Raw genomic sequence first — 23,191 nt, forward strand, 5'->3', positions numbered from 1 at the left:
TCGGGCGAGGGTCAAGCAGGCAGCGTCGGCGGTGGTCGCGCGGCCGACGCGCGCCAGAGGTCGCCCCGTCCTCAGCACAGGCCGAAAGCACCGGACCGAAAGCACAGGGTCAAAAGGTTTGTCCACACTGGACAAAGGGTTGACGGGCGTGGGTTCGGGGTAGGAACAGGGGTATGACGACGGTCGTGATCACCAACGACGACGGCATCGACTCCCCCGGTCTGGCCGCGCTGGCCGCCACGGCGGTCGCCGCGGGATTCCAGACGGTGGTGGCCGCGCCGCTGTCGGAGTCCAGTGGCACCTCGGCGGGCCTCACCGCGTCCGCCCAGGACCGGCGCGTGATCATGAAGGAACGCACGCTGCCCGGGCTGCCCGACGTGACCGCCTTCGGTGTCGACGCCCATCCCGGCCTGATCGCGCTCGCGGCCTGCCACGGCGCCTTCGGCCCGGTCCCCGACCTGCTGCTCTCCGGCATCAACCGCGGCGCCAACGTCGGCCGGGCGGTGCTGCACTCGGGCACCGTCGGCGCCGCCCTCACCGCGGGCATCAACGGCACGCGGGCCATGGCGGTCTCCCTGGACGTCGCCCTGGAACCGGTCGACGAGCTGCACTGGGACACCGCGGCGCGGGTTGTCGCCGACCTGCTGGGGTCCCTGGCGGAGGCGCCCCCCGACACCGTGCTGAACGTCAACGTCCCGGACCGGGCGCCCGCCGACCTCCTCGCCCTCCGCTGGGCGCACCTGGCCCCGTTCGGCTCGGTGCGCGCCCGCGTCGAGCGGACCGAGGACGGCGCCATCGAGGTCGGGTCGGTGATCGGGAACGATCCCCCCGAGCCCGACTCCGACGCCGCCCTGCTCTACCGGGGCCACGTCACCCTCACCGCCCTGCGTTCGGTCGGGGTGGACGACCGGGTGCAGGGCACATTGACCGCTTAACCGATTTAGTCCTAGGGTCGGGCCGTGACGACCGAGCCGGATTCCCCGACCCATCACGCCTGGTTGGCGACCCAGCGGCGGGCCCTGGCCGCCTTCGCCGCGGGTTCGCAGGTGCCCGGCGGCTTCGCCTGGCTGGACGCGGGCGGCGCTCCGCAGCCCGGCCAGCCCGTGGCCACCTGGATCACCTGCCGGATGACCCACGTCTTCGCCTTGGCCGACGGCCTCGGCGAGGCGGTCGGCCCCGGCGTGAACGCTTGCGACCTGGTCGACCACGGCGTGGCCGCCCTGCTCACCGGACCCCTGCGCGACGCCGAGCACGGCGGCTGGTTCACCAACACGGAGAACACCGTCAAGGACGGCTACGCCCACGCCTTCGTTGTCCTGGCGGGCGCCGCCGCGGCGTCAGCAGGCCGTCCGGGCGGGGCCGACCTGCTGAGCGAGGCCCTGCACGTCCTCGACCGCCACTTCTGGGACGACGACGCGGGCATGGCCCGCGAGACCTGGGACGCCGCCTGGACGGCGACCGAGCCATACCGGGGCGTCAACAGCAACATGCACCTGGTCGAGGCCTACCTGGCGGCAGGCGACGTCACCGGCGACCGGACCCTGCACGAGCGCGCCCTGCGCATCGCCGACCGCGTGGTCCACCAGGTCGCCGCGGCCCACGACTGGCGCCTGCCCGAGCACTTCACCGCGGGGTGGGAGGTGGACCTGGACTACAACCGGGACCAGCCCGACCACCCGTTCCGCCCCTACGGCGGCACCATCGGCCACTGGCTGGAATGGTCGCGCCTGCTCCTGCACCTGAACGCCACCCTGGGCGCGGACGCCCCGCCCTGGCTGCTCACCGACGCCCGCGCGCTGTTCGACTCGGCGATCACCCGCGGCTGGGCCACCGACGGCAACCCCGGCTTCGTCTACACCCTGGACTGGCAGGACCGCCCCGTGGTCTCGGCCCGCATGCACTGGGTGGTGGCCGAGGCCATCCTGGCCGCCTGGGCCCTGCGCGCCCAGACCGGGGACCCCGCCTACGCCACCTGGTACACCCGCTTCTGGGACTACGCGCGAAACCACCACATCGACGCCGAACGCGGCAACTGGCACCACGAACTGACCCCGGACGGCACACCGGCCGCCACCACGTGGGCGGGCAAACCGGACACCTACCACGCCTACCAGGCCACCCTGTTCCCCATCCTCGCCCTGAGCCCGGCCCCGGCGGTCGCCGTGCACCAGGCCACGCGGAACCGCTGATAGGAACCCCACAAACGCCATCACCGCCCCAGCCCAGGTGGGAGACTCCCACCGGGAGGACCACCCATGGCGGCACGACCCCTCGACCGCGCGCACGCGCGACCGCTCTGGCGGCAACTCCAGGACGACCTGCTGGAGCGCCTGCGCACCGGCGACTTCGCCGCGGGCTTCCCCGGTGAACTCGCCCTGGTCGAGGACTACGGCGTCAGCCGCCACACCGTCCGCCAGGCCCTGCGCAAACTCCGCGCCGACGGCATGGTCACCGCCGAACGCGGCCGCCAGCCCCGGGTCTCCCCTGCGGCCGACATCGAGCAGCCCCTGGGCGTCCTCTACAGCCTGTTCTCCTCGGTGGAGGCCCGCGGCCTCCCGCAGCGCAGCTCCGTGCACACCCTCGGCATCCGCGCCGACGCCGTGGTGGCCGACCGACTGGGCCTGGAGGGCTCCACCCCGCTGGTCCACATCGAGCGGACCCGGTTCGCGGGCGACGAGCCGCTGGCGATCGACCGGGTCTGGCTGCCCGCCGAGGTCGCCGAACCGATCCTCGGCGCCGACTTCACCCGGACCAGCCTCTACAGCGTGCTGGCCGAGCGCACCGGGGTGCGCCTGGACCGCGGCGAGGAGACCATCCGCGCCGTCCTCCCGACCGCCGGTGAGCGCGCGCGGCTGCGCACCACACCCGAGCAGGCCGCGCTGTCCATCCACCGCCTCGGCCACGCGGGCGAGCGGGCGGTGGAATGGCGCCACACCCTGGTCCGCGGCGACCGCTTCGCCCTGACCGCCGAGACCACCTACCGCATCACGCCTAGGTGACCATCACCGTCATCGCCGCCGTGTGCACGGTCCCGCCCACGTTGAACTCCAGGAACAGCCGGTACTCGCCGCGCTCGGCGAACGCGGCCCGGAAGGTCAGCTCCCCGTCGATCAGCGGCGTCCCCGCGGGTTCCACCGGGTGCAGGTGGGTGGCCGAGAGCAGCAGGGTGTGGAACCCGGTCATGTGCCCGCTGGCCCCCAGGTGCGGGGCCACCTGCCGCACCGGGGTCCCCGCCGCGTCCCGGATGGCGAGGCGGAGCACAGTGGGCCGGCGGACCGGCAGTTCCTTGGTCCCGTCCAGCCTCGTCACCGTGTAGCCGGTGCCGGTGTCGGCGGATTCGGCGGGCGCCGGGAGCGCGTTCAGCGCGGTGTCGCCGGGGATGGCGAACGGCAGGCCCAGGACGATCGGGTGCGCGGGATCGGCGGAGTCGAACGGGATGAACTCGGCGAACATCCGGTAGGCGCCGCCGTCGGGCAGGTCGACGGCGGTGCGCCAGGTGTCCCCGGACAGCTCCGGGTGGACGTGGCCGAAGACGAACATGTCGTCGCGCACCACGAAGAAGTGCACCTTCTTGGTCTGGTTGGGCTGGAAGTCGGTGACCGCCTCCCCGTCCGGGCCGACGATCCGGAACGCGACCGGCAGGTCCGCGCCGCGCTCGGCGGGGATGGTCACCGGGTCGAAGCGGTAGCCGTTCTCGGCGTCGGACAGCCCGTCGCTGTGCGCGGCGGGGACGACCGCCATCGGCATGGTGTGCGCGGGGGCGCTGGGCGTCAGCACGATCACCAGCAGCAGGCCGAGTGCCACCACGGCCGCGATGGCGACCGCGACCCACTCATACACACGCAGGGCGCGCATGGGAATTCCTCTCCGCGAAGGGCCCGGGGCACGCAGGCGCCCCGGGCCCGGTCACGCCGTTCAGAACTGCAGGTGCCACGCGTCGATGTAGCCGGTGTCGCTCTGGTAGACGTCGCGGACCTGGAGCTTCCAGGCGCCGTTGGCCACCTCGGTGGACGCGTTCACCGTGTAGGTGGCGATCACGTTGTCGGCGGAGTCGCTGGAGCTGGAGTTCTTCAGCCGGTAGGCGGTGCCGTCCGGCGCGACCAGGTCGATGACCAGGTCACCGCGGTAGGTGTGCTTGATGTCCACGCCGACCGACAGGGTCGACGGCGCGTTGCCCGCCACCCCGCTCACCGTGACGCTGCTGGTGATCGCCGAACCGGCGTCGGGGATGGTGACGTTGTTCGCGTTCTCGAACTTGCCACCCGGCTCGGGATCGGGGCCGGGGCCGCCGCCGAGGTTCGGCTGGACGACGACGAGGCCCTGCTCGATGCCGTTGACCACCACGACACCGCTGGGGAAGTACGGGTAGGTGCTCCACGCGCCGTTGAACTGCGCGCCGTCGGAGGACTCGTAGATGTCGAAGTAGCCGACCTCGCTCAGCTGCGCCGAGCCGACGTTGGCCAGGTCGAGGATGCGCAGCCCGGCCCGGTAGTTGGCCTGGTAGGCGTAGTTGCCCTTGACGTAGAGGTTGTGGTCGATGGCCTTGACCGGCGAGGTGTAGGTGCCGATGTGCTGCGGGCTGTCGAGGTTGGCCAGGTCCCAGATGTAGGTCTTGGTGTTCACCCCGCTGCGCTGCTCGTCCAGCTCGTCGTCGAGCAGGAAGTAGCGCTGGTTCTCGGTCAGCCAGCCCTGGTGGGAGTACTGCGCGCCGCTGTAGCCCTTGCGCGCGATCTGCACCGGGTTCGACTTGGTGGTGACGTCGACGATGGTGAGGGTGTCCTCATTGGAGTTGAAGCACAGCTCCCGGCCGCGGTAGTCGGCGTCGGGGCCGCTGTAGATGACGCACTGGGTGTCGTGGGTGTAGCCGTCCTGGCTGACGCACCCGGCGTACACCGGCGACTTCGGCGTGCGGATGTCGACCATGTGCGGGCCGCCGCCGCAGGTGTTGGAGCCGATGGCGTAGGCGTAGCCGGTCGCCTCGTTGATCGCGATGTTGTGCGCCGGGCCGAACCGGGTGTACATGGTGTCGGCCCTGAAGGTCTGCGGCGTGGTCACCGTGCGCAGCCGGGTCAGGTCGAAGACCTGCATGCCGTGCCCGGAGATCAGGTCGGCGACGATGAAGGCGTGGTCCTTGTAGACCTTCATGTCGCGCCAGGTGCTGCTGCCGCCGTTGGACGGCAGGTTGCCCAGGTAGCGCGGGGAGGTCGGGGTGCTGATGTCCACGAACGAGGTGCCGTTGGTGCGGCCGACGACCGCGTACTCCTTGTTCGTCTGCGGGTCGGTCCAGCCCCAGATGTCGTTGCCGTTGCCGCCGCCCATGCTGGCCAGGGGCAGGACGCTGAGCAGGTCGACGTTCTTGCAGGGGTACTTGTCCGCCTTGCCGTTGACGCACGGGACGCCCGCGGCCGTGCCGACCAGCGGGGCGCGCCGGTCGGCGGGCTGGTGGTCGGCCATGAACTTCTGCATGGCCGCGACGCCCTCGGGGGTGTTCGGGTCGTGGGCGGCCGCTGGGGTCAGGGACAGCGCCACCGCCGCGGCGGCCATGACCGCCAATCCCGCTGATCGCAGGTATTTCATGTGGGGACCTCTCGGTGGAGTCAACCGGGCGCGGCGGTAACCCACGGGCACCACATCGCCCAGTCGCAGGGACTCCGGGCAGGGGTGATCGCCTTCGCGCGACCACTGCGCGAAGTGTAAAGGCGCTGTTCAGCGCGTCGACACCGACGAAGAGGGGGTAATCCGCCGGTATCGGCGCGAGTTATTCCCAGTTGCCATCGATATAACCTGGGACCGCAATACGGTGAATTGCCTAGAACGGCGTCCTGGCGAGAAAATCAGCCAGGACGGCGGGCTCGCCGAATACCTCGACCCGCTCGGCGGGCAGGCGGCGCAGCAGCACCAGCAGGAGGTCCATCGCCGGGCCGCGCACGGCCGCGGTGGCCTTGGCGTGGCCGTCCTCCCAGACCACGCGGTCGCCCTCGCGGCGCAGCGTCCACTCCCCCGCCGCGTCGGTGGCGTGCAGGTGCAGGGTGGCGCCCTCGTCGAGGGCGGGCGCGCCGACGCCGTTGATCAGCGAGAGCCACTCGGACACCCCGTCCGCGGCCAGCGCCGGGTCCACCTCGACCGGCTCGCCGAGCGCGATCAGCGCGTCGGCCCGGTGCACCAGCACCTCGTGCAGGCGCCTGCGCACCCACCACTGGGCGGGCTTGGGGCCGGTGAACGTCCACACCGGGGCGTCCGGGTCGGCGGCGACGGCGTCGAGCAGGAGCCGCGGCCCCGCGGTGAGCCAGTCGAGCGCCCCGTCGGCGGGCGGCTTGCCGTCGGCGACCGTGCGGGGGTCGACCGGCGCCTCGGCGCGGGTGGCCACGATGGTGGCCGCCCAGCGGTCGCCGCGGCCGACGTGGGTGAGCAGGTCGCGCAACGTCCAGCCCGGACAGGCGGGCACCGCGGTGTCCAGGTCGGCCGCCGCGAGGATGTCGGCGAACGAGCGGTTCTGCGCGGCGAACGCGGCGGCGTTGTCCATGGCGCCCAACCTATCGCCGCGGCGCCGATCCCCACAGCCCGCCGGAGGTGATCTTCATCGTGCCTGGTCCGAGGCGGTGGCCACTCGAATGGGTGAACGGCTACGGTAGGGACCCGTGTCGGAATCCCCCGTGGTGCCCAAGTTCCCGCCTCGGCCCAGTGAACCTCCCAAGTTCCCGCCGCGGCCCAGTGAACCTGGAGCGCTGATCCTCAGCTCGCTGCCGGAGGAACTGCCCGCCGCCCTGCGCACGCCCCCGGTCGCCGAACCCCGCAAGCCGCGCCGGGTCCGGGGTCCCGTGCTGGGCGCCGCCGCGCTGGTCGTGCTGCTCGCGGTGGCGGGCCTGGTGTGGTGGCAGGTCGAGAGCGAGTCGCCCGCGCCCGCCCCGCCGCCCGCGCCCGCCCCGGAGTTCGAGTTCGCCCGGGCGCCGGAGACCGCCGAGGCGGCCCTGGACAGCGACTGCGCCACGCACGCCTACGGCGAGACCAGGAAGTTCCTCACCGAGACCCCGTGCGCCCAGCTGACCCGGGCGCTGTTCACGACCGCGACGTGGGACGGGCGGACGGTCTTCACCTCGGTCGCCGTCGTGCGGATGCGCACCGCGGAGGACGCGGCCCGCCTGGGGGACCTGGTGAGCGCCGATGGCACCGGCAGCGTGAACGACCTGCTGCGGGACCAGGTGGCCACGGTCCCCGGCCTGCCCCGCCTCAGCCGCGGGGGCTTCGCCGCCACGGTGGACGGGCGCGAGGTCGTCGTCGCCGAGTCGGACACCGCGTCCCCGGTTCCCGACCCGCTCGCCCACGAGGCGGAGATGAAGCGGGTCAGCACCGAGGCGCTGGCCTTGGGAATCGGCCTGAGCTGACCCCGCCGCACCGCCTCCGGGTCGGTCTCTTGGTCAGTCTCTCTTGGTCAGCAGGTTCGGACCGAGGATCTTGCGGGCGATGCGGCGCATGGTGCTCTTCTGCCGGACCTGGGGGACCTCGGGCGGGAGGGCGGGCACGATCCGGAGGCGGACGGTCGGGGGTTCGGCTGACGGTAGCTGCTGGGGTTCGCGGCTGGCGGTCATGTGCCCTGATCTTGCCAGGGGGTCAGCAGAAGGAATCCATCCGGTCCAGGGCGTCGGTGGTCTTCTCGCGGTTCGCCGGGGTGTCGCCGCCGTCGAGGGACTCCAGGAGGTCCTTGCCCGCCTGCCTGCACTTGGTCAGCTCGCCGACCTTGGTCTCGGCGACCCTGCGGTCTTCCTCGGCCTTGGCCAGCTGGTCCTCTGTTTCGCCGACCTTCTGCTGGCTGGCGCTCAGTGAGCGCTCCCGCTCGGCGAGGGCCTCCTGCGTGGTGGTGTGCTCGCCGCGCTCCATCATCCAGAGGGTGACGAATGTCCCAGTTCCGATGACGGCGAGCACCAGCAGCACCACGAGGACCACGACCGGGCCGCGGCCCGGTTTCGGGGTCCGCGCCGGGGTCTGCGCCGGGATCGGGGCCGACGGCGGGTACTGGCCGTACTGCTGCCCGCCCGCCGGTGTCGACAGGCCCTGGTACGGCGAGTTCGGGTAGCCGCCGGACTGGTCCTGGCCGTAGGTCATCGAAGTCCCCCTCCACGAGTTTCCGCCCTGGGACGCCACGGGCGCGGGCCTGGTTCCGGTGTCGTCAGTACTTGTCCCCGCCGAAGAACATCTCCTCCAGCTGGTCGCCCGTTCCCGCGAGCAGGGCGAGGGGCTCGGTGAACTCGTGGATGTCCAGGGTGGCCAGCGGCAGGGAATGGCGCAGGACGACGTGCTCGCCCATGATCGCCGCGCCGCAGGCGATGGTGGAGTGGCCCACCTCGGTCAGCAGCGCGAGCAGGTCGGCCTTGGCGGCCTCCCCGATGGGGGTGGCGATCTGCACCCACTCGTGCTTCTCGTCCAGGACCTCGCGCACCAGGATGACGACCTGGGTGCGCTCGTCCTCCTCGTCGTAGTGCTCGAAATCGAACAGAATCCGGATCTCGTCCTCGGACTCGGAGAGCACTTCGTATTCCTCGCGCACGTACTCGGCGAGGTCCGCCCATGTCGACATGTGATCAGCCTAGCCGGCCGGACCTCAGCCCAGGGCGAGCATGACCGGGGTCACCGTGGTCGCCGGTTCGCCGGGCAGGTCGGGGCCAATGGTCATCAGGTCGGTGCTGAACCAGGGGCGCGATTTACGCGGCGCGCACCGGGATCGCGGCGGCGACGGCGGTGAGGGCGGCGTGCAGGGGTTCGAGGACGGCCTGGTGCTCGGACAGGAACAGCGTCGGCAGGACGTGCGCGCCCAGTGCCGCCAGGGCGGGCCGGATGGCGTGGTCGAGGACCCTGGCGTGCGCGGCGAAGGAGCCGGTGGCCACCGGCAGGGCGGGCACGCCCGCGAGCCCCGGCAGCAGGTCCACCAGACTCTTGAGCAGCCCGCTGGTCGACGCCCGCGCCACCGGGGCGAGGAGGATCAGGGCCTCCGCGCGGCCCACCGACCTGAGCACCGCGGCGATCGCGGGGTCGGCGGCGTCGGCGCGGAGCAGCGCTGTCGTGGGCAGGTCGCGCACGCCGATGACGGCGGACGCGTGGCCCCGCCGGGCGAGGCGCGCGGCGGCGTGCTCGGCGAAGACCGCGGTGGGCGCGGTCGGGGACGGGCTGGCGGACAGGATGGGGATGTAGGCCATCTTCGACCTCCGTCGGATCACGGCCAGCCTGGCCGATCCCGCTGACACCGCACCGACATGAGTCTGGCGATATATTCTGTTGGCCGATATATTCGGCGGCATGAGTGTTCGGAGCATGTCGGAACAGGCGTTCCTGGTGCTGACCGCGCTGGCCGGGGAACCGCTGCACGGCTACGCGGTGGTGCAGGCCGTGGAGACGCTGTCGGAGGGCCGGATGAGCTTGCGCGTCGGCACCCTGTACGGGGTGCTCGACCGCCTGGTCGCCGACGGGCTGGCCGAGCGGGACCGCGAGGAGGTCCACCAGGGCAGGCTGCGCCGGTACTACCGGCTGACCGACGCGGGGGTGCGCGCGCTGGCCGCCGAGGTGGCCCGGCTGCGCGCCAACGTCCGCGCCGCCAGCGCCGTCCTGCGCGCCAGGGAGGCCCGGTGAGCACCCGGCTGGAACACCGCTACCGCGCCCTGCTCAGGGTGCTGCCCCGCTGGTACCGCGCCGAGCGCGAGGAGGAGATGGTCGCCAGCTTCCTCGACGGCCGGGCCGGGCACGCCGACGCCGACCTCGACGCCGAGCACGGCTGGCCGGGCTGGGCCGAGGCGGGCGCGACCCTGGCGCTGGCGGCGCGGACCCGGCTGGCGGGCCGCTCCGGCACGGGTGAACTCGGCGCGTCGGTGCGCCTGGCCGGGCTGTTCGGCCTGCTCACCGGGATCGTGATGGCCGCGGCGTCGGTGGTGTCGGCCATGGGGATCGCACCGTTCATGTCACTGTGGACACTCGTGCACGCCGCCTCGGCCGCCGCGCTGATCGCCCTGGTGCGGGGGGCGTGGCTGGAGGCCAAGATCCTCGCCGCCGTGCCCGCACTGCCCGGTCTGGTCGCGGTGGTCCTGTCCTTCGGGCCGGGTGGCGCGCCGTGGGCCCCCGCGCTGACCGTCGCGTTCGTACTGCCCGCTGTCGCCACGGCGGTGTTCCTGTCCCTGGCCTTCACCGCCGATGTCCGCACCCGGCCCGACTTCCGCTGGCTGTGGGCGGGCGCGGGCGCCGCACTGACGGGCGCGCTCTTGGTGCTGCTGCGGATCGAACCACTGGTCGTCGCCCCCGCCGCCCTCCTCACGGTGGCAGCACTGCGCGTCAGTCGCGTGTGGACAGTCGCGGCGGCACTGTGCGCGGCGGCGATGCTGCCGTACGCCGTCCTGCTGGCCGCGATACCCGGAATCCCCCCGTGGCCACGCTGGACACTGGTCACCGCCGCCGCCTGCCTGGCACTGGTGACCAGTTCCCCGGCCTGGACCGCGGCACGCGCGCCAAGAGCGACGGCGGTCAACTGAGCCAACGAGGGGCGGCGGTCAGGGGGCGATGCCCAGGGCGGCGACGGTGTCGGTGACGATGCGGTCCACGTGGTGGGTGACGTCGGCGGTGTGGCCCGGCTCGTCGGGGGTCAGTGGCTGGAGGTCGGCGAACTGCGAGTCCAGCAGGGACGGGGGCATGAAATGGCCGCTGCGGCCGGACATCCGCTCGGCGATGACCTCCTGGGTGCCGTGCAGGTGCAGGAACCAGGCGGGGCCGCCGGAGCGCAGCAGGTCGCGGTAGTCGCGCTTGAGGGCGGAGCAGGTGACCACGCCGCCGGTCTCGGCGTGCTCGCCGATCCACGCCGCTATCGCCAGCAGCCAGGGCTCGCGGTCGGCGTCGGTGAGCGGGATGCCCGAGGTCATCTTGTCGATGTTGGCCTGCGGGTGGAACTCGTCGGCCTCGGCGTAGGGGACGTCCAAGGCCGTGGCCAGCGCGGTCCCGACCGTCGTCTTGCCTGAACCGGACACGCCCATCACGACCACCACGACCGTCATTCACCCTCCAGAGTTCCGAATGCCTGACCGGAGTCAAGCCCAAAAGCCGGACTTAATCAAACGCCGCGGAGAGCGGCGGTCACAGGACGAGCGCGTCCGACCAGAACCGGCCCTCCCTGCCGCTGAGCGCGTCCAAAAGGGACACGCTCTGGCCGTCGGTCAGCGACGCCACGAAGTCGATCACGGCCCGGCCGCGGGCGAGCGCGGGGACGCTGACGTCGAGGTCGCCGCGGGGCCCGGTCAGGGTTTGCGGGTAGTCGGCGGCGAGCCCGGTGTACTCGGCGTGGGCCAGCTCCACCAGGTCGTACAGGCGGCGCGGCAGGCGGTCGGCCTCGAACGGGTCGGCCAGCCACTGGTCGAGGGCCTCCACCAGGGAGGACAGCAGCCGGGCCTGGCCGCGCTGGTGCAGGGCCAGGTCCGGGCGCAGCAGGACGAAGCGGCGGTGGACGAACTTGAGGACCTGCACCTCGTGCCACTGCTCGCACGCCAGCAGGACGTGGCCGGAGCGGGTCGGCGGGTCGGCGACGACGTGGATGCCCGCGACCAGGCGCCGGGTCCAGCCGGTGGAGAACGCGCCGAAGGCCTGCTCGGCGGCGACCGAGCCGTCGAAGGGGACGGCGAGCAGGGCGTCGACCAGGTCCTCGCGCACGCGGGTGACCGCGGCGGCGAAGGCGTCGTCGTCGACCATCCAGGCGTCGCGCAGGTGCAGGCGGCGGCGCAGGGCCTCGATGGAGCGGCCGGGCCTGCGGCGGTCGGCGGCCAGGTCGGTGTCCGACAGCGCGGCGAACTCCGCGCGCCCGCGCTCCCAGCGGCCCAGCTCGGCGGAGACCGGGGCGTGCTGCAGGACGCCGATGCGGTGGAAGTCCTCCAGGTCGTGGATGGCGTAGGCGATGTCGTCGGCGTTGTCCATCACCGAGGACTCCACGCTCTGCTGCCAGTCGGCGATCCGGCCCGCGAACGGCGCGCGGCAGTCGAGCAGGTCGTCCAGCTCGGTGACGTAGGCGGAGAACTTCGCCGACCCGGTGCCCGGCGCCTCGGGCGGCTCCGCCGCCCCGCGCGGCGGGTCGGCCATCGTGCTCGGGTGCGGGCTGGGGTGGGAGAACCGGGTCCACGGGTACTTGAGCACCGCGGCGCGCACGGCCGCGGTCAGGTCCAGCCCGGCCGCGCGCGGCCCGCGGGTGTCGGTGGTGGTGATGATCCGGAAGCTCTGCGCGTTGCCCTCGAACCCGTCGGCCAGGCCGAAGCGGTCCCGGGCGAGCCGGTCGAGCACCTGCTCGCCGAGGTGGCCGAACGGCGGGTGGCCCAGGTCGTGGGCGACGGCGGCGGCCTCGACGACGTCGGGGTCGCAGCCGCCGAGGTCCTCCAGCAGCGGCGCGGTCTCGGGGTCGGCGTTGACGCGCTCGGCGATCGCGCGGGCGATCTGGGCGACCTTGAGGCTGTGGGTGAGCCGGTTGTGCAGGAGGCCGGACCCGCCCGCGGTGACCACCTGCGTGACCCCGCCGAGGCGGGCGAAGAACGGCGAGGCGACGAGCCGGTCCCGGTCGCCGCGGAACGGCGTGGCGGCGAGGTCGCCCGGGGCGGGCCCCGGGTCGCGCCGCCCGGTGCGGTCATGGTCGGACATGCGGTGAGCCTATTACCCGCGTCGGGCTCGATCGGCGGGGCGCGGCGTGGTGGGATCGTCGGTGTGGCGGCTGTGGACGTGATCGTCGCGGGCAGCGGACCCGCGGGCTGGGCGCTGGCCGAGGCGTGCACGCGGCGCGGGCTGGCCGTGACGGTCGTCGCCCCGTGCCCGGACGCGCCCTGGTGGCCGACGTACGGCATGTGGGCCGACCAGGCGCCGTTGCCGCCGGGTACGCGCGTGGTGAGCGCGGTGCGGGCCGGTGGGCGGGCGCTCGGGCGGGAGTACGCCGTCCTCGACAACGCCGCCGCGGTGGCCGCTCACGTCGCGGGGACGACGCCGGTGGTGCGGGACAAGGTCATCGGCGCGAGCTACGGCGCCCGCGGCGCGACCGTCCACCTGGGCTCCGGCGGGGCGATCGCCGCCGCGGTGGTGGTGGACGCGACCGGGCACCGCCGCGTGCTCAGCGGCGGGCGCCCGGCGGGCGCTCGGGCGGAGCAGTCCGCGGTCGGGGTGGTCGTGCCCGACGCCACCGCGCTGGTGCCTGCGGGCTCGGCGGTGTTCATGGACGACTGGGACACCGCCGACGGGCTGGCCACTTTTCTCTACGCCGTGCCGCTGCCCGACGGGCGCACGCTGCTGGAGGAGACCTCGCTGGCCGCCCGGCCGGGCGCGCCCGCGGAGCCGCTGCGCGAGCGGCTGACCCGCAGGCTGGCCCGCGCCGGGGTTCCCGTGCCCGCCGACGCCCCGACCGAGCGGGTGCGGTTCCCGCTGGACCTGCCCATCCGCACGGGCACTGGCATGGGGGCGGTGGCCTTCGGCTCGGCCGCGGCGATGGTCCACCCGGCGACGGGCTACAGCGTCGGCGACGCGCTGGCCGCCGCGCCCGCCGTCGCCTCGGCGATCGCCGAGGCCCTGCCCGAGGGGCCTGCCGCCGCGGTGGCCGCGGCGCGGGCGGCGGTGTGGCCGCGTCCGGCGCGGGTGGTGCACGCGTTGCGCGGGCACGGGTTGCGGGCGCTGTTGGCGCTGCCGCCTGCCGAGGTGCCGGAGTTCTTCGCGCGGTTCTTCGACCAGCCGCAGGAGCGCCAGCGCGCGTTCCTCACCGGCCGGGCGGACCTGGCGGGCACCGCGACGGCGATGGCGGGCCTTTTCGCCGCCGCACCGTGGGGAATTCGCCGCAAATTGGCGGTGTTTCGGTAGGTTTTCACGCGCGATTATTCCCCATTGCGTGACATTCATTCCGCCATACGTGGAATGGGTTCGGCCAACCGGTGTCCGGGTGCCGACCGCGGGTCGTGAGCCGGACCACAGCTGAGTGAACAACCAGTGACAGGAGGCCACAAAGCCCTGTCCCACAGGCACACTGGCGAGGTGACCGTGGTGCCGGACGTCAGCTACGCGTTCCAGCCATTGCTCAGCACCCGCACCGGCGAGATCGTCGCGGTGGAGGCGCTGGCCCGCCCCAAGGACGGCACCGTATACGACTTACTGCGCCAGGCGGGAAAAGCGGGCAGGCTCACCGACACCGACATTTCCCTGGCCAGTGGCGCGCTGTTGGCGAGCAGCGGGCACAACGCCGCGGTGCCGGTGCACGTCAACATCCTCGCCGCCACCGCGACCCGCCCGGACGAGCTGGCCCGCTTCCTGCGCGCGGCGCTGGCCCGCTGCGGGCGCCACCCCCACGACGTGGTCCTGGAGATCACCCCGCCGTTCAGCCGGGTGCACCGGGCCGCGCTGGTGCGCGGCATCGCGGGCCTGCGCGAGCAGGGCTACCGCGTCGCCTTCGACGGCGTCGGCGACGGCGACCTGCCGCTGACCCTGCTCACCGACGTCCGCCCCGACCTCGTCAAGCTCGACACCGAGCTCATCGGCGGGCTTCCCGACGACGAGGCGTGCCTGGCCGTGGTGGAGTTCCTGGCCCAGTACTGCGCCAGGGTGGACGTGCGGCTGGCCGCGGTCGGCGTGGACAACGAGGACCAGCTGCTGTGCCTCAACCGGGCGGGGGTGCGGCTGGCCCAGGGCAACCTGCTGGCCTCCGCCTCGCGCGGCGGCGCGGTCGCCGCGGCGCTGTCCCGGCCGGTGGCCGAGATCATCGAGCTGAACGCCACCACGACCAGCGAGGGCGCCGGCGTCCCGATGGTCGCCGACTTCCTGCGCCCGGCGTCCACGCTGCCCGAGGACGCCACCGCCGAGGCCGCCCGGGAGCGCTTCGCCGACAACCCCGGCGTCAACGGCGTCGTCCTGGTCGACCCCCTGGGCAAACCGCGCGCGACGCTGACCCGCAGCCGGTTCCTGCTCGCCGTCACCGGTCCGTACGGCCACGCCCTCAACGCCAAGCGCCCCGCGGCGCGCCACGGCGAGACCCCGCGCGTGGTCGGTGTCGACGCCACCGGCCTGCAGTTGCTGGAGGCCGTCGACGACACCGACTGGGATCGCTCCACAGAGGACATCGTGGTGGTCGACGCGCGCGGCGTGTGCCAGGGCGTCGTCCGTCTCGGCGAGGTCGTGCGCGCGGTGGCCGCCGTCCGCGTCGAGCAGGCGGCCGCCCTGAACCCCCTGACCCGCCTGCCCGGCAGCGACGTCGTCGACCGCGAGATCGACCGCCGCGTCCGGCGCGGCCAGATGTTCGTCGCCGCCTGGCTCGACGTCGACGGGTTCAAGGCCGTCAACGACACCGTGGGCTTCGCCGCGGGCGACGACCTCATCCGCGCCATCGGCCGCGAGCTGTCCCGGGCCCAGGCGGAACTGCCCGGCGTGCGCGTCGGCCACGTCGGCGGCGACGACTTCCTGGTGGTCGCCGAGGTGGACGAGATCGCCGCCCTGGCCGCCCGCGTCGTGGACCGGCCGTGGTCGACCGAGGGAATGGTGGTGACGGTGTCCCTGGCCTCACTGGTGTGCGGCGTGGGCGCCATCTCCTCCTACCGCGAGGCGTCTCGGCAGCTGGCCCCGCTGAAGCAGCGCGCCAAAGCCGTGCCCGGCTCCAGCTGGGTCCTCACCCGCGCGGGCAGCGACCGCGTCGAGGTCCTCCGCGGCCGCGCCCCGGACAGCGGTCGCGCCCCAGCGCCGGTGAACCGCTCCCCCGCCCACGCGGGCTAACACACAGCAGCGTGGACTCCGGCTCGACCGGCGTCGCCCGCCGAACCGATCTCGGGCAGGGATCAGGACACGGCGCGGCGCAGCGCGGCGAATTCCGCGGCGATGTCGGGGAGTTGGTAGTGCGCGTTGAGGCCGCTGGGGTTGGGCAGCACCCACACCGCGGCATCGGCCACCCGCTCCTCCCGCGCGCCCACCTTGGCCTCGGCGATCCCGAACGCCACCCGGTAGGCCGTCACCCCGACGACGGCCACCACCTTCGGCCGGTACCGCGCCACCCGCGCGCGCAGGAGGGCGCCGCCCTCGACCAGTTCGGCCGGGGTGAGCTCGTCGGCCCGCGCGGTCGCCCGGGCGACGAGGTTGGTCACGCCCATGCCGAAGCCGGGAAGGAGGGACTCCTCGTCCGGCAGCAGCAGGCGCGGGGTGAAGCCGGACAGGTGCAGGGCGGGCCAGAAGCGGTTGCCCGGCCGGGCGAAGTGGTGGCCGGTGGCCGCGGAGTACAGGCTGGGGTTGATCCCACAGAACAGCACGGACAGACCGGGCGCGATGACATCGTGGACGGTCCGGTCGCGCGCGGCGTCCAGATCGGCGCGGGTGGGGCGGGGCACACCCCCACCCCAGCAGAAGCTGATCACTCGTGCCACCGCAGGCTTGCCGCCTCCGGCCGACCGACCTCACCGCACCCTTTTCGAGCCCCAGCAGATCAGCGGGCCGCCGCAACCCTTCTCGCATTATCCAGATAGCTGAAAGCAGATCGTAAAAAGAACCCGTCCCCGGCGGGACGGGTCCTCAGCGAGTCAGACGGTGAAACCGAGCGCGCGCAACTGCTCGCGGCCGTCATCGGTGATCTTCTCCGGACCCCACGGCGGCATCCACACCCAGTTGATCCGGAAGTCCGACACCAGCCCGCCCCCGGCGCCGCCGGTCAGCGCCGCGCGGGTCTGGTCCTCGATGACGTCGGTCAGCGGGCAGGCCGCCGAGGTCAGGGTCATGTCGACGATGGCGGTCCTGTCGTCCTCGACCCGGATGTCGTACACCAGGCCGAGGTCCACCACGTTGATCCCCAACTCGGGGTCGACCACGTCGCGCATGGCCTCCTCCAGGTCGTCCAGCGTGGGCAGGTCGGCCCGGGGGGCGGCCTCGGGCAGGGCCGCGGCGCCGCGCTCGACGGTGCCGACCGCCTCATCGGTGTCGACAGTGCCTGCCGTGTCGGCTGTCTCGTCGGTCATGTCTTCAGGCTCCTCCGGTGCGGGCCAGCGCGTCCTTGAACGCCATCCAGCCAAGCAGGGCGCACTTCACGCGGGCAGGGTACTTCGCCACACCCGCGAAGGCGATGCCGTCCTCCAGCACGTCCTCGTCCGGCTCGATCCGGCCGCGCCCCTGCATCAGTTCGACAAAAGCGTCCATCTTGGACATCGCGGACGTCACATCGCGGCCCACCACCAGATCGGTGAGCACCGACGTGGATGCCTGGCTGATCGAACAGCCCTGCCCGTCGTAGGACACGTCCTCGACAACGCCGTCGGACACCCGCACCCGCAACGTCACCTCGTCCCCACAGGTCGGGTTGACCTGGAAGGACTCGGCGTCGTACGGCTCGCGCAATCCACGCCCGTGCGGGTTCTTGTAGTGGTCCAGGATGATCTCCTGGTACATCTGCTGCAGCTGCATCACGCCACCCCGAAGAACTTCTGCGCCGTCCGCACCCCGTCGAGGAGGGCGGCGACGTCGTCGAGGTCGTTGTACAGGTAGAAGCTGGCCCTGATGCTCGCGGGCACGCCCAGGTGCCGGTGCAGCGGCCACGCGCAGTGGTGCCCCACCCGCACGGCCACGCCCTCGTCGTCGAGCACCTGCCCGGCGTCGTGCGGGTGCACGCCGTCGATGACGAACGACACCGCGCCGCCGCGATCGGCCACCGCGCCCGAGGCGTCGAGCACCGGGCCGAGCAGCCGGACGCCGGGGATCTCGGCGAGCCCGGCGAGCGCGGCCACCGTCAGCGCGTGCTCGTGCTCGGCGACCCGGTCCATCCCCACCGCGTTCAGGTAGTCCACGGCAGCGCCGAGACCGACGGCCTGCGAGGTCATCGGCACGCCCGCCTCGAAGCGCTGCGGCGGCGGGGCGAAGGTGGACTTGGCCATCTCCACCGTCTCGATCATCGACCCGCCGGTCAGGAACGGTGGCATCGCCGCGAGCAGCTCGCGCCGCCCGTAGAGCACGCCGACACCGGAGGGTCCGAGCATCTTGTGCCCGGAGAACACCGCGAAGTCCACGCCCAGCGCGGTGAAGTCGACCGGCGAGTGCGGCACCGACTGGCACGCGTCGAGCACGGTCAGCGCGCCGACCTCGCGGGCGCGGGCCACGATCGCGGCGACCGGGGTCACCGTGCCGAACACGTTGGACTGGTGGGTGAACGCCACGACCTTGGTGCGCCCGGTGACCAGGGTGTCCATGTCGGACAGGTCGAGGCGCCCGTCGCCGGTGAACCCGAACCAGCGCAGGGTGGCCCCGCTGCGGTGCGCGAGCTGCTGCCAGGGCACCAGGTTCGCGTGGTGCTCCATCTCGGTGACCACGATCTCGTCGCCGGGGCCGAGCACGAACCGGGCCGACTCCGGGCCCGCGGTGGCCGCGTTGGCCATCGCGTAGGCGACCAGGTTGATGCCCTCGGTCGCGTTCTTGGTGAACACCACCTCGTCCGGGGCGGCGCCGACGAACGCGGCGATGCGCGCCCGCGCCGCCTCGTAGGCGTCGGTGGCCTCCTCGGCGAGCTGGTGCGCGCCGCGGTGCACGGCGGCGTTGTGCCGCTCGAGGAAGTCGCGCTCGGCGTCGAGCACCTGGCGCGGGCGCTGCGAGGTGGCCCCGGAGTCCAGGTACACCAGCCGCTTGCCGTCGCGGACGGTGCGGCGCAGGATCGGGAAGTCGGCGCGCAGCGCGGCGACGTCGAGCGGGGCGGTCACCGCACTGTCGGAAAGACTCATCACCGGAAGCACCTCCATACGGCTCAGTACAACGTCAGGACGCGCTGTTCGCTTCCGTCTTGCCCGCGTACTTCACGTAGCCCTCGGACTCCAGCACGTCGGCCAGTTCCTTGCCGCCGGACTCGACGATGCGGCCACCGGCGAAGACGTGCACGAAGTCGGGGGTGATGTGGCGCAGGATGCGGGTGTAGTGGGTGATCAGCAGCACACCGGACTCGCCGGACTCGCGGAAGCGGTTCACGCCGTCGGACACCACGCGCAGCGCGTCGACGTCGAGGCCGGAGTCGGTCTCGTCGAGAATGGCGATCTTCGGCCGCAGCAGCGCCAGCTGCAGGATCTCGTGGCGCTTCTTCTCACCGCCGGAGAAGCCCTCGTTGACGCTGCGCTCGGCGAAGGCCGGATCGATCTCCAGCTCGCCCATCGCCGACTTGACCTCCTTGACCCAGGTCCGCAGCTTCGGCGCCTCGCCGCGGACCGCGGTGACCGCGGTGCGCAGGAAGTTCGACATGGACACGCCGGGGACCTCGACCGGGTACTGCATGGCCAGGAACAGGCCCGCCCTGGCGCGCTCGTCCACGCTCATCGCCAGCACGTCGACCCCGTCGAGGGTGACCGACCCCGAGGTGACGTCGTACTTCGGGTGCCCGGCGACGGCGTAGCTCAGGGTCGACTTGCCCGAGCCGTTGGGGCCCATGATCGCGTGCGTCTCGCCGGACTTCACGGTCAGGTCGACGCCCTTGAGGATCTCCTTGGGACCCTCGTCGGTGGCCACCGAGACGTGCAGGTCCTTGATCTCCAGCGTGGACATTGCGGTTCTACTCCAAAGTCAGTTCAGCGTGGTGGTGGTGTCGACGCGCACGTCGCCCGCCTCGACGGTGACGGCGTAGACGTCGACGGGTTCGGTCGCCGGTGGGGAGGAGGGCCTGCCGGTGCGCAGGTCGAAGCACGACCCGTGCAGCCAGCACTCGATGCCCTTGCCGGTCATCTCGCCCTCCGACAGCGCGAGTTCGGCGTGGGAGCACTCATCGCGCAGCGCGTGCACCTCGTCGCCCTGGCGCACCAGCACCACGGCGATGTCGTCGACCTGGACGGCGAACGGCTTGCCGTCGTCCAGGTCCGACAGGGCGCAGACCCGCGTGCCGCTCATCCGCCGACTGCCGCGAGTTCGGCCTCGATCGCCGCCTCGAGGCGCTCGCGCACCGACGGGACGGCGATCTTCATCAGCAGCTCGTGGAAGAACCCGCGCACCACCAGCCTGCGGGCCTGGTCCTCGGGGATGCCGCGGGCCTGCAGGTAGAACAGCTGCTCGTCGTCGAAGCGCCCGGTCGCCGACGCGTGCCCGGCGCCCGCGATCTCGCCGGTCTCGATCTCCAGGTTCGGCACCGAGTCCGCGCGCGCCCCGTCGGTGAGCACGAGGTTGCGGTTGAGCTCGTAGGTCTGGGTGCCCTCGGCCGCCGCGCGGATCAGCACGTCGCCGATCCACACGGTGTGCGAGTCCTCGCCCTGCAGCGCGCCCTTGTAGACGACGTTGGAGGTGCAGTTGGGCTGCGTGTGGTCGACGAAGGTGCGGTGTTCGAGGTGCTGGCCCGCGCCCGCGAAGTACAGCCCGGTCATGTCGACCTCGCCGCCGGGACCGGCGAAGGCCGCGGTGGGCGAGATCCGCACGACGTCGCCGCCGAGGCTGACCACGATGTGCTTGAGCAGCGCGTCGCGGCCGATCGTGGCGTGGTGCGCCGAGACGTGCACCGCGTCGTCGGCCCAGTCCTGGATGGACACCACGGTCAGCTTCGCGCCGTCGGCCAGCACCAGCTCGACGTTGTCGGCGTAGACCCCGGAGCCGCGGTGGTCGATGACCACGATGGCCTCGGCGAACAGCTCGGCGCGCACCTGGATGTGCCCGTAGGCGACGGAACCGGCGCCCGGCCCGGTGACGGTGACCATGGTCGGCGCGGACGCCCGCGTCTCCTTCGGCACCGTGAGCACGGTGGCCTCGGTGAAGGCCGAGTACGCCTGCGCGGCGACCCGGTCGGCGGGGGTGCCCGCCGACCCGAGCCGCGCGTCGGAGCGCTCGACGGTCTCCACCGTGACCTCGGGCGCGGCCTCGACCGCGACCGAGGCCGTGCCCGAGGCCGCCGCGCCGGTGTGCAGGCCCGCGAGCCGCTTCATCGGCGTGAACCGCCAGATCTCCTCGCGCCCGCCGGGGACCTCGAAGGCCGCGACGTCGTAGGAGGTGAACCAGTCGGCCCGCGACGACTTCGGCGTCACCGGGCGGTCAACAGAGACGGTCATTTAGCCGACCGCTCCTTCCATCTGCAGCTCGATCAGTCGGTTCAGTTCCAGCGCGTACTCCATGGGCAGCTCGCGCGCGATGGGCTCGACGAACCCGCGCACGACCATCGCCATGGCCTCGTCCTCAGTCAGGCCGCGCGACATCAGGTAGAACAGCTGGTCGTCGCTGACCTTGGAGACGGTGGCCTCGTGGCCCATCTGCACGTCGTCCTCGCGGATGTCGACGTACGGGTAGGTGTCCGAGCGGCTGATCTGGTCGACCAGCAGCGCGTCGCACTTCACCGTGGACCGGGAGTGGTGCGCCCGCTTGTTGACCTGGACCAGCCCGCGGTAGGAGGTGCGCCCGCCGCCGCGCGCCACCGACTTCGACACGATGGTCGAGGAGGTGTGCGGGGCCATGTGGACCATCTTCGCGCCCGCGTCCTGGTGCTGGCCCTCGCCCGCGAACGCGATCGAGAGGACCTCGCCCTTGGCGTGCTCGCCCATGAGGAACACGGCCGGGTACTTCATGGTGACCTTGGAGCCGATGTTGCCGTCGATCCACTCCATGGTCGCGCCCGCCTCGGCCTTGGCCCGCTTGGTGACCAGGTTGTAGACGTTGTTCGACCAGTTCTGGATGGTGGTGTAGCGGCAGCGGCCGCCCTTCTTCACCACGATCTCCACGACCGCCGAGTGCAGCGAGTCCGAGGAGTAGATCGGCGCGGTGCAGCCCTCGACGTAGTGCACGTAGGCGCCCTCGTCGACGATGATCAGGGTCCGCTCGAACTGGCCCATGTTCTCGGTGTTGATCCGGAAGTAGGCCTGCAGCGGGATCTCCACGTGCACGCCCTTCGGCACGTAGATGAACGACCCGCCCGACCACACGGAGCCGTTCAGCGCGGAGAACTTGTTGTCCCCGTGCGGGATGACCGAGCCGTAGTACTCCTCGAACAGCTCGGGGTGCTCGCGCAGCGCGGTGTCGGTGTCGAGGAAGATGACACCCTGCTTCTCAAGCTCCTCGTTGATCTTGTGATAGACCACTTCGGACTCGTACTGGGCGGCGACACCGGAGACCAGGCGGGCCTTCTCGGCCTCGGGGATGCCCAGGCGGTCGTAGGTGTTCTTGATCTCCTCGGGCAGGTCCTCCCACGACTGGGCCTGCTTCTCCGTGGAGCGCACGAAGTACTTGATGTTGTCGAAGTCGATGCCCGACAGGTCCGCGCCCCAGGAGGGCATGGGCTTGCGGTCAAAGAGGCGGAGTGCCTTGAGTCGGGACTCCAGCATCCACTCAGGCTCGCTCTTCTTGGAAGAGATGTCCCGCACGACGGCCTCGGACAGGCCACGCTGTGCCGTGGCCCCCGCGGTGTCGGCGTCGGACCAGCCGTACTCGTATCGCCCGAGCGTGGCAATGGTCTCTTCCTGGGACAGCGGCGTGGTGGTGCGCTGCTCGGCAGCGGCAGTCATTCGGACTTCCCTCCATCAGGAACCGGTGGTGCGGTCGCCTGGGGCGCGGTGGCCGGGGCGACTTTGGCCAGGGGCACATGTGTTGTGCACACGGCGTCCCCGTTGGCGATGGTCGCCAGCCGCTGCACGTGGGTGCCCAACAGCGCCGCGAAGGCCGCTGTCTCCACCTCGCACAGCTCGGGGAACTCGGCGGCGACGTGCGCCACCGGGCAGTGGTGCTGACACAGCTGCTCCCCCGCGCCGACGGTGCGGGTCGAGGCAGCGTAGCCCTCCCGCGTCAGCGCGGTGGCCAGGGCCTTGGCCCTCGCCCCGGGGTCAGCCGGGCTGGTCACCGCGTCGCGGTGGCGATCGACCAAGGTGGCCACCCGGCGCTCCGCGAACGCCCGCACCGCCTGCTCCCCGCCGCTCTCGGCGAGGAAGCGCAGGGCGGCGATGGCGAGATCGTCATAGGCGTGGCCGAAGCGGGCGCGGCCCGCCTCGGAGAGCAGGAAGAGCTTGGCGGGCCGTCCGCGGCCCCGGTCTCCGCGGCGGGGGGCGTCACGCGTGCCCGCCTCGCCATCGGTGACCAGTGCGTCCAGGTGCCTGCGGACGGCGGCCGGGCTCAGCCCCAGCGCCTCGGCGATCGCGGCCGCCGTGATCGGCCCCTGCTCCAGCAGCAGGCGGGCGACACTCTGGCGAGTGCGCCCGTCCGCGTGCTGCGCGGGAGCCCCGTCAGGGGTCCGCGGCGCGGGGGCGGTCTTTTTCACAAC

26 protein-coding genes are annotated in these 23,191 nt (G+C 72.4%); 8 read left to right on the forward strand and 18 right to left on the reverse strand.

The window, feature by feature from the left end; all coding sequences use genetic code 11:
* Positions 1–173: 173 nt before the first annotated feature.
* From surE to ACTG9Q_RS26590, 3 genes are all read left to right on the forward strand, one after another.
* Complete coding sequence (surE, locus tag ACTG9Q_RS26580; protein WP_455575641.1) at positions 174–935, forward strand: 5'/3'-nucleotidase SurE; 762 nt, start codon at positions 174–176, stop codon at positions 933–935.
* Positions 936–959: 24 nt separating this feature from the next.
* Complete coding sequence (locus ACTG9Q_RS26585; protein WP_455575642.1) at positions 960–2,189, forward strand: AGE family epimerase/isomerase; 1,230 nt, start codon at positions 960–962, stop codon at positions 2,187–2,189.
* 66 nt (positions 2,190–2,255) lie between these two features.
* Positions 2,256–2,999: a GntR family transcriptional regulator gene (locus ACTG9Q_RS26590; RefSeq protein WP_455575643.1), complete on the forward strand. Its 744-nt coding sequence runs from the start codon at positions 2,256–2,258 to the stop codon at positions 2,997–2,999.
* Here ACTG9Q_RS26590 and ACTG9Q_RS26595 read toward each other — a convergent pair.
* The 3 genes from ACTG9Q_RS26595 to ACTG9Q_RS26605 all read right to left on the reverse strand — a co-directional run bounded on the left by ACTG9Q_RS26595 (position 2,992) and on the right by ACTG9Q_RS26605 (position 6,523).
* A complete protein-coding gene (locus ACTG9Q_RS26595; protein ID WP_455575644.1) occupies positions 2,992–3,855 on the reverse strand; it encodes a hypothetical protein in 864 nt (287 codons plus the stop codon). The genes ACTG9Q_RS26590 and ACTG9Q_RS26595 overlap by 8 nt on opposite strands.
* A gap of 60 nt (positions 3,856–3,915) precedes the next feature.
* Positions 3,916–5,577: a choice-of-anchor B family protein gene (locus ACTG9Q_RS26600; RefSeq protein ID WP_455575645.1), complete on the reverse strand. Its 1,662-nt coding sequence runs from the start codon at positions 5,575–5,577 to the stop codon at positions 3,916–3,918.
* A gap of 232 nt (positions 5,578–5,809) precedes the next feature.
* On the reverse strand, positions 5,810–6,523 hold the full coding sequence (locus tag ACTG9Q_RS26605; protein WP_455575646.1) for a maleylpyruvate isomerase family mycothiol-dependent enzyme: 714 nt from the start codon (positions 6,521–6,523) through the stop codon (positions 5,810–5,812).
* A 115-nt stretch (positions 6,524–6,638) separates the two neighbouring features.
* On the opposite strand from ACTG9Q_RS26605, the gene ACTG9Q_RS26610 reads away from it, so the two are divergent.
* The gene (locus ACTG9Q_RS26610; RefSeq protein ID WP_455575647.1) at positions 6,639–7,382 is read left to right on the forward strand and encodes a hypothetical protein; all 744 of its coding nucleotides are present in this window, start codon (positions 6,639–6,641) and stop codon (positions 7,380–7,382) included.
* Between the two features lie 33 nt (positions 7,383–7,415).
* On the opposite strand, the gene ACTG9Q_RS26615 is transcribed toward ACTG9Q_RS26610, so the two are convergent.
* The 4 genes from ACTG9Q_RS26615 to ACTG9Q_RS26630 form a co-directional block, all read right to left on the reverse strand.
* Positions 7,416–7,586, reverse strand: coding sequence for a hypothetical protein (locus tag ACTG9Q_RS26615; protein WP_455575648.1), 171 nt, complete (start codon positions 7,584–7,586; stop codon positions 7,416–7,418).
* Positions 7,587–7,608: 22 nt separating this feature from the next.
* Complete coding sequence (locus tag ACTG9Q_RS26620; protein WP_455575649.1) at positions 7,609–8,100, reverse strand: hypothetical protein; 492 nt, start codon at positions 8,098–8,100, stop codon at positions 7,609–7,611.
* Positions 8,101–8,164: 64 nt separating this feature from the next.
* Positions 8,165–8,572 carry a hypothetical protein gene (locus ACTG9Q_RS26625; protein ID WP_455575650.1) on the reverse strand — a complete coding sequence of 136 codons (408 nt, stop codon included), beginning with the start codon at positions 8,570–8,572 and terminating at the stop codon, positions 8,165–8,167.
* Between the two features lie 124 nt (positions 8,573–8,696).
* Positions 8,697–9,188 (reverse strand): NADPH-dependent FMN reductase, encoded by a 492-nt coding sequence (locus ACTG9Q_RS26630; RefSeq protein WP_455575651.1) that lies wholly within the window; start codon positions 9,186–9,188, stop codon positions 8,697–8,699.
* Between the two features lie 100 nt (positions 9,189–9,288).
* Here ACTG9Q_RS26630 and ACTG9Q_RS26635 point away from each other — a divergent pair, with 100 nt between their 5' ends.
* Positions 9,289–9,618, forward strand: coding sequence for a PadR family transcriptional regulator (locus tag ACTG9Q_RS26635; RefSeq protein ID WP_455575652.1), 330 nt, complete (start codon positions 9,289–9,291; stop codon positions 9,616–9,618).
* Positions 9,615–10,508: a hypothetical protein gene (locus tag ACTG9Q_RS26640; RefSeq protein WP_455575653.1), complete on the forward strand. Its 894-nt coding sequence runs from the start codon at positions 9,615–9,617 to the stop codon at positions 10,506–10,508. The genes ACTG9Q_RS26635 and ACTG9Q_RS26640 overlap by 4 nt, the downstream gene beginning before the upstream one ends.
* An 18-nt stretch (positions 10,509–10,526) precedes the next feature.
* On the opposite strand, the gene ACTG9Q_RS26645 is transcribed toward ACTG9Q_RS26640, so the two are convergent.
* Both ACTG9Q_RS26645 and ACTG9Q_RS26650 read right to left on the reverse strand, forming a co-directional pair.
* Positions 10,527–11,024: a gluconokinase gene (locus ACTG9Q_RS26645; RefSeq protein ID WP_455575654.1), complete on the reverse strand. Its 498-nt coding sequence runs from the start codon at positions 11,022–11,024 to the stop codon at positions 10,527–10,529.
* Between the two features lie 79 nt (positions 11,025–11,103).
* Positions 11,104–12,645, reverse strand: a complete 1,542-nt coding sequence (locus tag ACTG9Q_RS26650; RefSeq protein WP_455575655.1) for a deoxyguanosinetriphosphate triphosphohydrolase family protein — start codon at positions 12,643–12,645, stop codon at positions 11,104–11,106.
* Between the two features lie 3 nt (positions 12,646–12,648).
* Here ACTG9Q_RS26650 and ACTG9Q_RS26655 point away from each other — a divergent pair, with 3 nt between their 5' ends.
* Together ACTG9Q_RS26655 and ACTG9Q_RS26660 are read left to right on the forward strand one after the other, a co-directional pair.
* Positions 12,649–13,842, forward strand: a complete 1,194-nt coding sequence (locus ACTG9Q_RS26655; RefSeq protein WP_455575656.1) for a lycopene cyclase family protein — start codon at positions 12,649–12,651, stop codon at positions 13,840–13,842.
* Between the two features lie 171 nt (positions 13,843–14,013).
* Positions 14,014–15,738, forward strand: a complete 1,725-nt coding sequence (locus tag ACTG9Q_RS26660) for an EAL domain-containing protein (protein WP_455575657.1) — start codon at positions 14,014–14,016, stop codon at positions 15,736–15,738.
* 62 nt (positions 15,739–15,800) lie between these two features.
* Here the strand turns inward: ACTG9Q_RS26660 and mug are convergent, their stop codons facing one another.
* The 9 genes from mug to ACTG9Q_RS26705 form a co-directional block, all read right to left on the reverse strand.
* Entirely contained in the window at positions 15,801–16,343 is a 543-nt protein-coding gene (gene mug / locus ACTG9Q_RS26665; protein ID WP_455575658.1) for a G/U mismatch-specific DNA glycosylase, read from the reverse strand.
* A 189-nt stretch (positions 16,344–16,532) separates the two neighbouring features.
* Positions 16,533–16,964 carry a metal-sulfur cluster assembly factor gene (locus ACTG9Q_RS26670; protein WP_455575659.1) on the reverse strand — a complete coding sequence of 144 codons (432 nt, stop codon included), beginning with the start codon at positions 16,962–16,964 and terminating at the stop codon, positions 16,533–16,535.
* Positions 16,965–16,968: 4 nt separating this feature from the next.
* Positions 16,969–17,406 (reverse strand): Fe-S cluster assembly sulfur transfer protein SufU, encoded by a 438-nt coding sequence (sufU, locus tag ACTG9Q_RS26675; RefSeq protein ID WP_455575660.1) that lies wholly within the window; start codon positions 17,404–17,406, stop codon positions 16,969–16,971.
* Complete coding sequence (locus ACTG9Q_RS26680) at positions 17,406–18,710, reverse strand: cysteine desulfurase (RefSeq protein WP_455575661.1); 1,305 nt, start codon at positions 18,708–18,710, stop codon at positions 17,406–17,408. The genes sufU and ACTG9Q_RS26680 overlap by 1 nt, the downstream gene beginning before the upstream one ends.
* Positions 18,711–18,744: 34 nt before the next feature.
* Complete coding sequence (sufC, locus tag ACTG9Q_RS26685; protein ID WP_455575662.1) at positions 18,745–19,518, reverse strand: Fe-S cluster assembly ATPase SufC; 774 nt, start codon at positions 19,516–19,518, stop codon at positions 18,745–18,747.
* Between the two features lie 18 nt (positions 19,519–19,536).
* Positions 19,537–19,857: a non-heme iron oxygenase ferredoxin subunit gene (locus tag ACTG9Q_RS26690; protein ID WP_455575663.1), complete on the reverse strand. Its 321-nt coding sequence runs from the start codon at positions 19,855–19,857 to the stop codon at positions 19,537–19,539.
* Positions 19,854–20,999 carry a Fe-S cluster assembly protein SufD gene (sufD, locus tag ACTG9Q_RS26695; RefSeq protein ID WP_455575664.1) on the reverse strand — a complete coding sequence of 382 codons (1,146 nt, stop codon included), beginning with the start codon at positions 20,997–20,999 and terminating at the stop codon, positions 19,854–19,856. Before sufD ends, ACTG9Q_RS26690 begins: the two co-directional genes overlap by 4 nt.
* Complete coding sequence (gene sufB / locus ACTG9Q_RS26700; RefSeq protein WP_455575665.1) at positions 21,000–22,442, reverse strand: Fe-S cluster assembly protein SufB; 1,443 nt, start codon at positions 22,440–22,442, stop codon at positions 21,000–21,002.
* The gene (locus ACTG9Q_RS26705) at positions 22,439–23,188 is read right to left on the reverse strand and encodes a helix-turn-helix transcriptional regulator (protein ID WP_455575666.1); all 750 of its coding nucleotides are present in this window, start codon (positions 23,186–23,188) and stop codon (positions 22,439–22,441) included. The genes sufB and ACTG9Q_RS26705 overlap by 4 nt, the downstream gene beginning before the upstream one ends.
* Positions 23,189–23,191 lie beyond the last annotated feature (3 nt).

Source organism: Actinokineospora lacus, from assembly GCF_053813445.1.